This is a genomic window from Yersinia sp. FDAARGOS_228 (genome assembly GCF_002073315.2).
GTDB lineage: Bacteria > Pseudomonadota > Gammaproteobacteria > Enterobacterales > Enterobacteriaceae > Yersinia > Yersinia intermedia.
On the sequence record NZ_CP020409.2, the window covers coordinates 2705695 to 2719493 of the forward strand.

A 13799-nucleotide genomic window follows, 5' to 3' on the forward strand; every position below is an offset into this window, starting at 1 on the left:
TATTTTGGGGGCGATTAGTTATGTCGTTTTATAAGGATAGTGTTTTCATGCGCTCAGATGAACGAGAACGTGGCCATTGGCTGTCTGGTTTTCAGTGGTTCTTCTTTATTTTTTGTAACACTGTAGTTGTACCACCTACATTGCAATCGGCTTTCAATTTATCACCTGAAACAACTTTCTGCATTACCCAGTACACCTTTATTGTTACCGCGATTGCCTGCCTGAGTCAGGCATTGTGGGGCCACCGGCGTGCAATTATGGAAGGTCCAACCGGGCTATGGTGGATAACTATTTTAACCCTAACATTGGGTGAGTCAGCTAACGGGACTTCGTTGGTAGAGATTGGTGGCAATCTGGCTGTGGGTATTATGATTTCAGGCGTGGTGACTATTATCATTGGTATCAGTGGATTAGGGCATCGTTTGGCCTCATGGTTTCGCCCCGGCGTGATGGCTGTGTTTATGTTTTTACTCGGCGCGCAACTGATTAATGTATTTATGAAAGGCATGCTAGGTATGCCATTTGGTATTTACAGCGGCCCCGTGACTATCAATCCCGCCACTTTTTCATTGGCGCTGGGGGTCATGATGCTGATGGTAGTGATGATCGTGTTACTCCCCCCCAAACTCGGCAAATATACCTTATTGATTGGCACCATGGTGGGTTGGGCACTGTATTTGCTGTTCTTTACACCTACAGTATTTATTCCTGATGGACAAGGCTGGCTGCTGTTTCCTCTTGGCGAACCCGGCAACCTACACCCAGGAATTATCATCACCACGGTACTGACCGGGGTGGTAAATATCTCCAATAATTTTGGTGCAATTCGCGGTACCGACCAATTCTATCCGAATGAGCAGTCAGAAACGGCGATGTATCGTCGTAGTTTTATCGTGTCCGGGTTGATGACTATGGGCGCTGCACCCTTAGGAATTGTGCCATTTTCACCTTTTGTCTCGTCAATTGGTCTACTGACACAAACTCAGGACAGCCGCTTACGTTCTTTCATCATCGGTTGCCTGCTATTTCTGACGATGGGTTCATTTGCTTGGTTGACCCGCATTTTCTGTAGCATCCCATTGACTATCAGTAGCGCAGTCATGCTGGTGTCCTACTTACCACTACTCTATTCAGCCGTTCTGTTTATCAAACAGATGTCGCTGAATGCCAGAAACATATATCGCCTGGCTATTCCCTTATTTTTCGGTGTTTTCTTTATGAGTATACCGACCTCATTTCTTCAAGCTATGCCTGTCCTCATTCGTCCTTTAGTCAGCAATGGCTTGTTGATGGGCATCTTGATTGCATTGTTAGTGGAAAACTTGATTCCGTGGGATCGCATTAAATAACCTGATTAAGGATAAAAGATGAGAATTGTCATCGCGCCGGATTCGTTTAAAGAAAGTATGAGTGCTGAGCTGGCTGCTGCTGCCGTTGAGCGGGGGTTTCGCGAAGTTTTCCCTTTGGTCGAATGTTTGCGCCTGCCGATTGCCGATGGTGGTGAAGGAACTGTTGATGCACTGATCGATGCTACTGGTGGTCACAAGGTATACGCACTGGTCACTGGGCCGTTAGGGCAAAAAGTGAACGCTTGCTACGGTGTGATCGGCGATGGGGATACCGCAGTGATCGAAATGGCGGCAGCCAGTGGGTTGATGTTGGTTCCTGCGGATAAGCGCAATCCGTTGCAAGCGACCAGTTATGGTACTGGTGAGCTGATACGTCATGCTCTGGATCAGGGGATCCGCCATATTATTTTGGGTATTGGTGGTAGTGCTACGGTCGATGGTGGCATTGGTATGGTGCAAGCATTGGGTGGACATTTCCAACATCGTGATGGCCATGAGTTGCCGTTCGGCGGTGGTGAAATGGCGCAACTGGTCGCAATCGATCTCCACAATTTAGATCCCCGTCTGGCGCAATGCCGATTGGAAGTGGCTTGTGATGTAGATAACCCCTTGGTTGGCTCGCGCGGTGCGGCGGCGGTATTTGGCCCGCAGAAAGGTGCAACACCGGAGATGGTGGCGCAGCTTGAGCAAGGGTTGAATCAATTGGCTGACGTTATTAAAGCATCAATGGGCCAAGATATTCGGGCGCTGCCGGGCGGCGGTGCCGCTGGTGGTATGGGGATTGCGACAACGGTATTATTAAAAGGTGAATTGAAACCGGGGATTGATATCATCATGGATGCGGTGCAACTAAGGTCGGCATTTGCCACCGCAGACTTGGTTATCACGGGGGAAGGGCGTATGGACAGTCAAACGGCGGGGGGGAAAGCGCCCACCGGGGTTGCGATGTTGGCTAAAGAGTTCCAACTGCCCGTAATCGCACTTGCCGGGGTGCTGGGGGAGGGGGTGGAAGCAGTATATGAGCAGGGTATTGATGCGGTGTTCAGTATTTTGCCACGGTTGGACTCTTTAGACCGTGTACTGGCCCAAGGAGAAGTAAATCTGCAACAATGTGCGCGCAATGTTGCCCAGGCCATTAAAATTGGTCAAAAGTTAGTCAATTAAATAAGTAAAAAGGCCACGCATTTTGGCGTGGCCCACTGATGACATCAAACTTCCACTTATTATATTTCTACGTCGCGGTTACAGTCTTTTGAATAAATATAGCTAAACTCTTCTTTGCCAACGGCATAACCGGCTTGCGGTACATAAGCTGCCATAAAGATGTAATCCCCTTGCTTCACAGGTACCCAGGTATTATCCAGGTTATACACCCCCGCACCGCTGAGAATATAGGCTCCATGCTCTTGTACATGGGTTTCGATATAGCCATGGCTAGCCCCTGGCTTGAACGACAGAATATGCATGTTCATATCAAAACCGATATCTTTTGGTAGCAAATCCTGCAAGATGACGTCGTCCATACCTTCGTAGTGGATCTTTTCCAGATTATTAATGTTATCGCACACAACATGTGCCTGGTAACCATCAATGCGTTGATAGCGACGTTTATAGAGAAAAACTTTACTGCTCTTGCCAGCATTATTATTCGCCAACCGTAACATTACCCCTGCTGGGCAATAGAGATAGCCGCCTTGAGTAAGTTCATGTGCCGTGGCATCAGCACTGGCGGTGACACCGCCCTCGATTACATAGACAAAGGTTTCGACCTCATCACCACCAAAACCCTGCTTGTTACCACCGTCATGATGCAGAGTCACCAGATAATCGACAAAACTGGCCCCGAGTTTTGGCGTTGAAAGAATAGTAATATCACAATTGTCAAAACCCGGAATAATATTGCGTACCAAACCCTCTGGCGGGATCAGTGCATAATTATCACGCTTGATAATGGAGCGGGACGAAAGAATATCAGCCGGATAGCCAATCTGGTTAGTAAAGTAGCCCACGGTCATTCTCCTGATTTAACTTTATATAAGGGTGTGCGCCGAACATCGGCGACACCGACTTGCTCAGTGCCAGTCCGGCTGTTCCAGATAGGCTAATTGATAAAGGGTATGCGCCAGAATTTTAACGCCTTCGCATAAATCGCTGGTGGCAGTTCGTTCTGCGGGATTATGGCTAATACCGTCTATGCTTGGCACGAATAGCATTACGGTTGGTACTTGTGGTGCGAAAATTTGCGAGTCATGACCGGCACCGCTGTGCATCAGCCGGGCATTAAACTGATGTGTTTTACACAGTTGTGTCACCCCATTGACTAATGTAGGGTCCATGGGAATAGGGGCTTCATCCATCCACAAATCAATTTCAGCTTTAATACTCATCTCATCACAGATACGGTATATATCGGCTTCCAACTGATGGGTGAAACGTTGTAGTACCTGACTGTCGGTGTGGCGGCAATCGATAGTAAATTGTGTCATTCCCGGTACGACGTTAACAGTGTTCGGTCTAGGGGTGACTTTACCAAAGGTCAATACGAGCGGATCACCTTCTGCACGGGCCTTAGCGAGAGATTCACAGCAAATACGGCTGAATGCTTCCACGGTGTCTTTACGATAACTCATCGGCGTGGTGCCCGCGTGGTTGGCTTCGCCGATCAGAGTGACATCATAGCGACGTTGACCGACAATGCTGGTGACCACGCCAATAGTTTGGCCTTCAGTTTCTAATACTTTCCCTTGCTCGATATGTAGCTCGACAAAAGCAGCGATGTCACGGCGCGGTGGCTGGCATTCATCAGTGACTGTAAAGCCAGCATCATGCATGGCATCAATAAAATTGATCCCATTGGCATCGCTAAGGGTAGCCACGTCAGTTTTTTTTGCCTGTCCGAGCACATTCTTGCTGCCCCAGAATACATAGGGGAAGCGGCTGCCTTCTTCTTCTGCCAGTGAAATGACTTCCAGGGTACGCAAAGGTTTGCCGTAAGTGGCGTGCAGATAATTAATGGCGATAAATGCTGCTTCAATGCCCCACTGACCATCAAGATTACCGCCATTCACCACGGTATCTATATGCGAGCCGGACATAATGATTTCATCGGGGTATTTGCTTCCTTTAAGCTGGCCGGAGAGATTACCGATACCGTCAAAATGGGCAGTAAGTCCGGCGGTCTCAAATGCAGTTTTTAATGCTTTCTGGGCGGCTACCCACTCAGGGCTGTAAAGTAAGCGCGTCATGCCACCACTGGGGTCAGCACCAAATGCGGATAACCATTGTGATGAAGCCGTTATTTCTTGTTCAAACCGTTTCATTTTTCGTGGTTCCATAAAATAAATGCTTGGTAAGCTGCTCAGGAAATAATTATTTTTTAAGTCAATAATTATTAGCTAAGATTAGCTGGCAAAGGGACTTTTATTATCATAAGAACGCTGATAGATATCGGAAGAAATAAGGTATTGATAAATTTCATCTACAATATCGATACCATTTTTTTCACTTAATAACTCACGGTTACGACTGTTTTGACCTGGATAACAAACCTGTTTAACACCTGGAGCCGGTGTGATTGCATTCAGTTCCTGCATCACCTGGCTGATATTTTTACGGAATACAGCTTCATCGGTAAAATAAGCAGGGTTAAGCACAATATGTAATTGCCCTAATTCTCTGCCTTTGCTGAGATCGTGATACATAGAGCTGACATGTTTACCAAACGGTAGCCCCAACAGCACGCCGGAAAGAATATCCACCATCATCATCAAACCATACCCTTTTGGCCCTGCGATCGGCAATAGCCCGCTAACGGCAAAGGGGTCAGTGGTATTTTTGCCTTCTTTGTCTACCGCCCAAGTATCAGGGATAGGGACATTACGCGAACGCGCATCTAGCACTTTACCCCAAGCCTGTACCGTGGTTGCCATATCGAAGGTTACGATGTCCTCACCCTCAGCGGGAGCCGCAAAGGCGATAGGATTGGTGCCATAATAGACTTCAGCACCACCATAAGGGACGACCATTGGATCTGATTGACATAATGAAATACCAATCATGCCCGCGTGTGCTGCCTGCTGCACAAAATAGGATAATGCACCGCTGTGACCGATACGGCGGACACCCACGACGGCTACGCCAGCAGACTTCGCCATTTCAATGGCATGATCCATGCTCATTTTAGCCGCAACGTGGCCCGCACCATTGTCACCATCAAAGACTGCGCTGCAAGGGCCTGTAGGTGTGAAGGTGAAATTAGGGTGGTTGTTGATCCCACCTTTACTGATGCGCTCAGCGTAGTATTCCACTCGTACCGCACCGTGGGAGTGAATCCCCCTGGCATCGGCGTGTGCTAACACATCGGCGACAATTGCAGCATGGTCTTGACTCAATCCAGCAGCATGAATTTTATTTTGTATAAGTTGATTCAGTTGTGCTTTTGAAACTTTCATACTCAGTCCTTTTGTTACACGGTTTCTACCCTGAGTTTTTCATCTTGTCGCTGACCGTCATGAGAAATTCCTTGGGCATATAAAAACCACCTCTGATAACTAATGTATAAACCCATTAATTAAATAATGTGATCCAGATGGGGTTTGTTTTATTGAATTAAATATTTATCAAATCGGCTGATTATTATTAGAAAAATTAAAAAGAAGTATGATGTTATTTAATCTAATTGCCATGGTATTGAATGGTAATTTCTAATAATGGAAAAGTGTGACTTTACTCACCATTACACCCTTTTTTTATTTGTACTTTAGTCTCAATGATCATGTCTGGCATTTTATTGGAATATTTACTGACCTGTTATTTTTAATAAAAATCAGATGCAGTGTAAAGGAATAAAACTATGGTTCATGCATTTATTAAAAAAGGAAGTTTTCAGGATTCAGTCAGCCTGATGCTTATTTCCCGCAAGCTCAGTGAGTCACCTGGCGTAGATGAAATCTCTGTCATGATGGGTACTCCTGCCAACAAATCGTTACTGGAGGTCACCGGATTTTGGCACCCACAATTTGGAGAGGCAACGCCTAACGATATCTGTGTTGCTATTAAGGCTGATTCTGCCGATCCAGCGATCACCACAGAAATCAGTGAATTATTGGAGGCGGCGCTAAAAACTATCGCCTTGGGACATCATAGTGGCAAAAAATTGCATAAGGCGCGTAGTTGGCGTACTGCGCAAGCAAAACTGCCAGATGCGAACCTGGTACTGATTTCTATTGCGGGAGAATACGCCGCAGCGCTAGCGGATGATGCATTAGATGCTGGTTGCAATGTGATGATGTTTTCAGACAACGTCAGTGTAGAGCAAGAGTTGGCTCTGAAAACCAAGGCCAGCCATAACGGATTAATTGTTATGGGGCCAGATTGTGGTACTGCCAATATTGCGGGTGCCCCTTTGGCGTTTGCCAACAAGGTACCGAAGGGTGTTATCGGCATTATTGGGGCTTCGGGGACGGGCATTCAGGAGCTGACATCGCAAATTACACTTGCGGGTCAGGGGATTTCTCATGCCTTTGGTTTAGGGGGGCGTGATCTCACCGCAGAAATTGGCGGCATCAGTGCACTGACAGCATTGCGAATACTGGGGGCGGATCCCAATAGCCTGGTATTAGCTTTTGTCTCTAAACCACCTGCACCACAAGTACGCCAGCGGGTAATTGCTGAAATGAAACTCCTCGCAAAACCGGTCGTGGCGTTATTCCTTGGAACAAAAGCGCCAGTCAGCCGGGACGGAAATATCTATTTCGCCGACACCCTTGATGAAGCGGCGCGCTTGGCTGCCATGCTGGGGTATGTGCAGCAGATGGCAGCTCTACAACCCTCGGTCTGTGGTGGCAGTATTGTTGGCTTATATGCCGGTGGCACGCTTGCAGCAGAGTGCGCGATGTTGCTCGCCGAACGACTGGGAGTCACGCTGGATAACCATCACCCTAATGGCCTGATGTTGGCTATCGATGGTCATAAAATCATTGATATGGGCGACGATTTCTACACCCAAGGCAAACCGCACCCAATGATCGATCCCACCACCCGTAATCAGGAAATTGCCCGTTTGGCGGATCAACCGCAGGTCAGCGTACTGCTGCTTGACGTGGTGATTGGTTTTGGCGCGCAAGAAGATCCCGCCTTGTCACTGGTTCAGGAAGTTAAGCGGCTCCGGGAAAAACGTGGTGATGCGCATCCATTGGCTGTGATTGCAACTGTTACTGGTACTGAACAGGACCCACAACAACGTTCTAAGCAGATCGAAACGCTGGTTGCTGCTGACATTGCCGTAATGCCAACACTGCCCGCCGCCGTGATGTTGGCGTACCAATTGGTTACACCTCAACCGATGTTGGAAGTGTTGCCGGAGCCTGCGTTGCTTGCCGGCGTCTCGGTAATTAACGCGGGTTTGCGCAGCTTTGCCGATGATTTGCAAACCAACGAGATTCCAGTCGTGCATTACCAGTGGGGGCCGGTTGCGGGTGGTAATCAGAAATTGGCTAACATACTGAAAAAATTAAAATAAGGGAATGATATGTACACAACAATTGAGCAAGCCAACGCAGCGGTTATCGCTAGGATCCGTGAAGCACGTCCACATTGGCAAAGTGTTGAACTCGCTAAAGATTTGATCCCGCAACTGGCGCAAGGCCGCAAACTGTTGCACGCCGGCCCACCGGTAACCTGGCAAGAGATGAGTGGGCCTGTTCGCGGTGCATGCATTGGCGCTTGTCTATTTGAACAATGGGCACAGAACGAAGAGCAAGCCTTAGCGTTGCTGGAAAATAATGAAATTGAATTTATCCCTTGTCATAACGTCAGTGCGGTAGGCCCGATGGGTGGCATTACCTCAGCCACCATGCCAATGGTGGTGGTCAATAACAAGGTGCATGGCAACTATGCCTACTGCAACTTGAATGAGGGTATCGGTAAGGTTATGCGTTTTGGCGCATATGGTGCGGATGTGCAGGAACGTTTGCGTTGGATGCGGGATTCATTGGCACCGGTACTGAAAGAGGTATTAGCAGGTGTTGATGGGGGGATAGATCTTACCGCCATCATGGCGCAGGCCATCAGCATGGGTGATGAATTCCACCAACGTAATATTGCCGCTTCAGCATTACTGATGCGACTGCTGGCACCAAAAATTAGTTTACTCAACCACGACAAAGCTGAGTTAACTAAGGTGCTGCAATTCCTCAGTATCACGGATCAGTTCTTCCTCAACCTGGCAATGGCCTATTGTAAAGCCGCCATGGATGCCGGGGCTGAAATTCAACAAGGAACCATCGTAACGGTGATGACCCGTAATGGCAGTAACTTTGGGGTGAAAATCAGCGGGATGGGCGATCAATGGTTTACGGCGCCAGTAAATACCCCTGAAGGCTTATTCTTCTCTGGCTTTAGTCAGGCGGATGCTAACCCAGATATTGGGGATAGTGCGATCACTGAAACCTTTGGCATAGGTGGCGCTGCAATGGTGGCAGCACCTGGTGTCACGCGCTTTGTCGGCGCGCAAGGGGGGATGAGTGCAGCAACGGATATCTCTGAGGAAATGGCGGAAATCTATTTAGAACGCAACATGATGTTGCAGATCCCAACCTGGGATTTCCAGGGGGCTTGTATTGGGTTGGATGCTCGCCGGGTTGTCGAAACAGGTATTACCCCCTTAATCAATACCGGCATAGCTCACCGTGAAGCCGGGGTGGGGCAGATTGGTGCGGGAACTGTTCGTGCTCCTTTGGGGTGCTTTGAGAAGGCGATTACAGCATTAGCAGCCAAGCTGGGTCTCAGTGATTAACCGCGACAGCAACTCACCAGGTTAATACCCATACGTGCATGGAGGTTTTATGGATATTTACGCACTAGCCGTTAGCCACCATGCCAGCCTGGATTATGGCCGGTTACTCTGTGTTGGGCGCTTTAATAACGCGATAAATTTCCTGACACAGAACGGCCAGTTGCTGACTTTGCATCGTGCGGGGTTAGGTCTGAGCCCGATGGGGTGGGAAATCGCCAGTGATGATTTTGACCATATCACCGATAGATTGCTTCTCATTGATGAATGTCAGTTCAGTCCTATTGGGATTGCGTTAGGTGATCTATGCATACAGCGACACAACCAATTTCTCAATCTGGAATTAGCGATTCATGGTGAGATTAAACTGCCACTGCTGTGGGCGGTGTTAAGTCCGCTCGCGGCAGAGACGGGGCTGTTCGGTCAACTGGGTGATTTAGTTAGCAAGCCGACTGGTGATGAGGTTCGGGAGTTGGAGCAATTTTTCTACCGTTGGCTACGGGGGGAAGTGGTGGACTGGGGCAAAGTGCTGGGTAAAGGGCCCGGTCTGACACCGAGTAATGACGACACGCTATTGGGGATGTTACTGGTTGCTCATCTCGATCACCGGATTGATATAGCACAACTACCACCATTCTTTGCACATGATACTGAAATATATGCACTGACCACGACGGTCAGTGCAAGTTATCTGCAATATGCCGAACGCGGTATTTTCGCAACCCCGTTGCAAGTATTGGCTCAGGGATTATTGGATCCGCAGCATTTACCGCGAGCGGTGCATGGGCTGTTACAGATTGGACATTTCTCCGGGGCAGATACCTTATTGGGAGTATGGCTAGGGGCAAGGGCCATAACTGCTTACCACTGCTGTTCTGACATTTAACATTATGGTGTCGCTATGCTGAATCAGGCATTCAGTAGGGCTACCTTTTACTTTTGGACGGGAATTAACATGGAAACCTTAGTGATTGCTTTAGGCGGTAATGCCTTGTTGCAGCGTGGAGCGGTCTTATCTGCCGAGAACCAGTACAAAAGCATTGCATTAATTGCCGATGCTATTGGTAAGTTGGCAAAGAAATACCGTATTGCGGTTGTACACGGCAATGGCCCGCAGGTCGGATTGCTGGCGTTACAGAATCTAGCTTATCGCGATGTACCGCCATATCCATTGGATATTCTGGTGGCCGAAAGCCAAGGTATGATTGGTTATATGCTGGCTCAACAGTTGGCTGCGTTTCATCCGGCCCAGCCTGTAACCACCTTATTGACACGGATACAGGTGGATGGCAACGATCCGGCCTATAAAGAACCAAGTAAATTTATCGGTCCAATATACGCACCAGAGCAAAAGCAAGAGTTAGAGCAGAAATATGGCTGGGTTATGAAGTTAGACGGTAGCCATTTGCGTCGCGTAGTACCGTCACCAGAGCCGAAAAGAATTATCGATATTGAAGCTATCCATCTTTTGTTGAGTAAAAATCATATCGTCATTTGTAACGGAGGGGGCGGTATCCCTATGGTGGCTGATGATAATGGGCTGGTAGGCAGTGAGGCTGTAATAGATAAAGATTTATCATGTGCGCTATTAGCGGAAGTGTTAAATGCTGATCATCTGGTTGTCCTCACTGATGCAGATGCGATTTATCAAAATTGGGGAACACCACAACAAAGTGCGATTCGCTCTGCAACAACGGAAGAACTGGCACCGATGGCCGTGGCAGACGGTGCTATGGGACCTAAAATCATGGCGGTCAGTCGCTTTGTCAACCGTTCTGGTAAAGTAGCCCATATTGGCGGATTAAAAGATATTGATGCAGTACTTGCCGGGACGGCGGGAACGTTAGTTACACGGTAGAGGCCAGGCTACTGCGTGACGTTGTATTGAACATCACTTGCGGCTGCCCCTAGGGCACACTTTCCCCGTTTGGGGCAGTTAAGAGTGAACTTCCACTAATAATCTAGCTATTTCCGAGCCGCTGATAATATTTTGTTGGCGACATGCAACTATTTACACCAATAACGGTGAGTTGATTAACCCTGTAACCATCACTGCCTTTGGTACAAAAGATGCCGTGTTTTTCCACCGTGCAGTAAATTTTTCCTTGCCGGAGGTCGCGCCACGCCATATCAAGCGTGAAGGGAATATTGAATCAGTGCCGACCTTATTATGCTATTAAAGCGCTTTTTTACGGTGTTTCACCATTATTTCAGTGAGTGTTTGTGCTGTTTATCTCATGTAAAAGCTAAGTCTGCAGAGTAAAAAAATAAAATAACCATGATAGCAATATAAAAATCTACATTTAAGCTAAATAAATGCTCGAATATACTTTCTTTAAAACCTTGTTATCATTATGTCATCCTGATTTAGCCAAGGTGTCGTAGCCAATACCGGTTTATCTCATCTTTTTTTGTTCAGGGGCGCAACAGCATTAGCGCCGCATACCGATATTCAGTAAAAATAGAGTTTTCTATGACCGTATGACCGTATGACCGTATGACCGTATGACCGAGGTACCGACAGTGATTTTATCCTCTGCCGATAAACAACCGCGTTTTTTGGGGGCGGGAATTCTATATTTAATCGCTCGATTTAAATCAGTATGCACATATCAATAATAAATTAATTATCGTTATTTATATTTGATTTATCTGTATTAACGCTCCCTTTATTTAATAGTGGGGGGGCATTTATCTGTGGTTAAAACAACCCCACGGCCCGATTGCAGGGGCAAGATGAACAGCAACAAGGCCGCTCTTATCGGCTGCGTTATGCCAAAAGCCTGTTGAGCACCGGCACCGCTGTGGATTTGGCGGCCTACCGGTATTCGACCCGCCACTATTATAGTTTCTCGGATTTCAACAATCTGGGGTATGAACTCAATGACAGTCAGGTGCCCTGGGCTTTAGAGCGTCAGCGTTCCAATTTTCAGATGCGCGTCAGCCAGCAACTGGGGGATTGGGGGGCTTTGTATCTGTCAGCCTCCCTCCGTTTTTTAGTGCTACTGCTCGTGCGCTGCCAAATATTGCACTTTTGGCAGCGTTCGAAACAGATACATGGTGAGTATTTTTGCGCTAATACTTTGCATCAAACCAAAGTATTTCATCGGATCTTTATGGCGCAACCACGTTAACAATATTTTTATTATTTCCATTGTAAGTGGAGTCATCATGAGTATTAAAAATAACAAAAAGTAGTCATGTTTTTTATGGCAGCATCCAATTTTAGTGATGAGCGCAAATTGGGTATGCTTTAACATCCCTGGTTAATATTTAACCGCGAGTGTCATCATGATTTGTGTCAATAAAAAATTACACATTAAAAATGTAATATTCTGTATGAATCTTCCGATTACATTTAATGATGATATATTTTGTTATATTGTCAATGGGTATTTTTTTATTATTGTTGATTATAAAAAAATAATATCAACATACAGATTTAAATTTCCACGCCACCCACTCACTTATTCCTTTCTAGATTTTTAGTCTTTAAATTTATCATAATTTAGTTTTTAATTTCGATATTTTGTGCTGTTAACGGCTAATTCGCATAATTCGCGCACTAAAAAATGATTTCAGGCTATTTTGTAAATATTTTTTTTCTTGTACGATTCGTTACAAGTTAGGTGTGTGATTTAGCGTTTATGAGGGAGGCAAAATAACGTGGAATAACAGGTCTATCTATTGACTCTTGTTCTTAATAGCTCATTTATCCTTGCGGTGATTATTATTTCAGATGTGAAGTCAATAACTTCATTTCATCCATTAAATACGGCTGGGGTTAATCCCTCGGTTTCTATGGTGAAATTTACTTTGATTAATTAATTTACGGGTTATTTCCTTGGGTGGCGATATGTTTAATTGCACGATAGCGATGATAGAAGATTATTTTCGGTGGGGCATATTTATTTTGCCCGAAGAAATCCTGGCTAAATACCTATTTAAGTCGACGGTTATTTTCACTAATAAATTGAATGAAAAAATCACCAGTGATCAGCAGCGGTCCGCCATGAATAAGTCGGAGGTGCGCAGTAATGTGGCGCTTTTCCCTTAAGTCTATTGATATTCGCAAGGGGATGCGAACTGACGGTGCCGTCAGTCCACCTCCCCCGATGATGAAGAGCAGAGATACGGAGGTTAGTGGGTTTCTGGTGGGGGAGGAGGTGTTGGTGAATGTTCACCACCGTGTTTTGCAGCGCCTCACTCACGGTGTTGATCGCCAGAGCCAGGCCCACACCGTGAGGCTGGGTGCCACAGAAATGCGGTTACTGGCGTACCTGTTGCTGCATGCCAACGGCAAGGTGGCTACCTATAACAAGATACTGACCACGGTCTGGGTGCATGCCGGGCTGGTGCCGTCTTATCCGCGGCTGTGCCGGGTCATGCAAGGGGTGAATAGCAAATTGTCGCAGTTGGGGTTGTCGAACACGTTTATTCACACGGTCAGAAATCAGGGCTGCTGCATTGAAGGTTACGTTATTACCCCTGTGCACGGTGACATTAAAGGGCCGCTATTCTCGGTGAACACCGGCCGGATGGACGTTGAATTATAACGCAAAGATTAGCAATAACTCCCGCTATCGGGGAGTGCAGTTTCTCTTGTTTATTTTAGTTTACACGGTCCGGCTGCATGGCTGCCCTTGGGGAATGTATCA

Annotated in this window: 11 protein-coding genes; 8 read left to right on the top strand and 3 right to left on the bottom strand. The window is 46.9% G+C overall.

The window, feature by feature from the left end:
• The first annotated feature begins 47 nt into the window (after positions 1-47).
• Together A6J67_RS12350 and A6J67_RS12355 are read left to right on the top strand one after the other, a co-directional pair.
• Positions 48-1349 (top strand): uracil/xanthine transporter, encoded by a 1302-nt coding sequence (locus A6J67_RS12350; protein ID WP_005184517.1) that lies wholly within the window; start codon positions 48-50, stop codon positions 1347-1349.
• Positions 1350-1367: 18 nt separating this feature from the next.
• The gene (locus A6J67_RS12355; RefSeq protein WP_050297354.1) at positions 1368-2513 is read left to right on the top strand and encodes a glycerate kinase; all 1146 of its coding nucleotides are present in this window, start codon (positions 1368-1370) and stop codon (positions 2511-2513) included.
• Positions 2514-2572: 59 nt separating this feature from the next.
• Here the strand turns inward: A6J67_RS12355 and allE are convergent, their stop codons facing one another.
• The 3 genes from allE to allD all read right to left on the bottom strand — a co-directional run bounded on the left by allE (position 2573) and on the right by allD (position 5800).
• Positions 2573-3358 (bottom strand): (S)-ureidoglycine aminohydrolase, encoded by a 786-nt coding sequence (gene allE / locus A6J67_RS12360; RefSeq protein WP_050297395.1) that lies wholly within the window; start codon positions 3356-3358, stop codon positions 2573-2575.
• Positions 3359-3421: 63 nt separating this feature from the next.
• Positions 3422-4669 (bottom strand): allantoate deiminase, encoded by a 1248-nt coding sequence (gene allC / locus A6J67_RS12365; RefSeq protein WP_032906122.1) that lies wholly within the window; start codon positions 4667-4669, stop codon positions 3422-3424.
• Between the two features lie 81 nt (positions 4670-4750).
• Positions 4751-5800: an ureidoglycolate dehydrogenase gene (allD, locus tag A6J67_RS12370; RefSeq protein WP_005184502.1), complete on the bottom strand. Its 1050-nt coding sequence runs from the start codon at positions 5798-5800 to the stop codon at positions 4751-4753.
• Between the two features lie 401 nt (positions 5801-6201).
• Between allD and fdrA the strand changes: the two genes are divergently transcribed.
• From fdrA to A6J67_RS12405, 6 genes are all read left to right on the top strand, one after another.
• Positions 6202-7869, top strand: a complete 1668-nt coding sequence (fdrA, locus tag A6J67_RS12375) for an acyl-CoA synthetase FdrA (protein WP_005184500.1) — start codon at positions 6202-6204, stop codon at positions 7867-7869.
• A gap of 9 nt (positions 7870-7878) precedes the next feature.
• Positions 7879-9144, top strand: a complete 1266-nt coding sequence (locus A6J67_RS12380) for a DUF1116 domain-containing protein (RefSeq protein WP_005184499.1) — start codon at positions 7879-7881, stop codon at positions 9142-9144.
• 49 nt (positions 9145-9193) lie between these two features.
• Complete coding sequence (locus tag A6J67_RS12385; RefSeq protein ID WP_050288256.1) at positions 9194-10027, top strand: DUF2877 domain-containing protein; 834 nt, start codon at positions 9194-9196, stop codon at positions 10025-10027.
• A gap of 69 nt (positions 10028-10096) precedes the next feature.
• A complete protein-coding gene (locus A6J67_RS12390) occupies positions 10097-10999 on the top strand; it encodes a carbamate kinase (protein ID WP_005184494.1) in 903 nt (300 codons plus the stop codon).
• A gap of 865 nt (positions 11000-11864) precedes the next feature.
• On the top strand, positions 11865-12275 hold the full coding sequence (locus tag A6J67_RS12395) for a fimbria/pilus outer membrane usher protein (RefSeq protein ID WP_050288255.1): 411 nt from the start codon (positions 11865-11867) through the stop codon (positions 12273-12275).
• 903 nt (positions 12276-13178) lie between these two features.
• Complete coding sequence (locus A6J67_RS12405) at positions 13179-13697, top strand: helix-turn-helix domain-containing protein (RefSeq protein ID WP_050288254.1); 519 nt, start codon at positions 13179-13181, stop codon at positions 13695-13697.
• Positions 13698-13799 lie beyond the last annotated feature (102 nt).

Bases quoted from the DNA above. Each gene is read 5' to 3' on its own strand.
- A6J67_RS12350 (WP_005184517.1), top strand. From the start codon at position 48: ATGCGCTCAGATGAACGAGAACGTGGCCATTGGCTGTCTGGTTTTCAG.
- A6J67_RS12355 (WP_050297354.1), top strand. From the start codon at position 1,368: ATGAGAATTGTCATCGCGCCGGATTCGTTTAAAGAAAGTATGAGTGCT.
- allC (WP_032906122.1), bottom strand. From the start codon at position 4,669: ATGAAACGGTTTGAACAAGAAATAACGGCTTCATCACAATGGTTATCC.
- allD (WP_005184502.1), bottom strand. From the start codon at position 5,800: ATGAAAGTTTCAAAAGCACAACTGAATCAACTTATACAAAATAAAATT.
- fdrA (WP_005184500.1), top strand. From the start codon at position 6,202: ATGGTTCATGCATTTATTAAAAAAGGAAGTTTTCAGGATTCAGTCAGC.
- A6J67_RS12380 (WP_005184499.1), top strand. From the start codon at position 7,879: ATGTACACAACAATTGAGCAAGCCAACGCAGCGGTTATCGCTAGGATC.
- A6J67_RS12385 (WP_050288256.1), top strand. From the start codon at position 9,194: ATGGATATTTACGCACTAGCCGTTAGCCACCATGCCAGCCTGGATTAT.
- A6J67_RS12390 (WP_005184494.1), top strand. From the start codon at position 10,097: ATGGAAACCTTAGTGATTGCTTTAGGCGGTAATGCCTTGTTGCAGCGT.
- A6J67_RS12405 (WP_050288254.1), top strand. From the start codon at position 13,179: ATGTGGCGCTTTTCCCTTAAGTCTATTGATATTCGCAAGGGGATGCGA.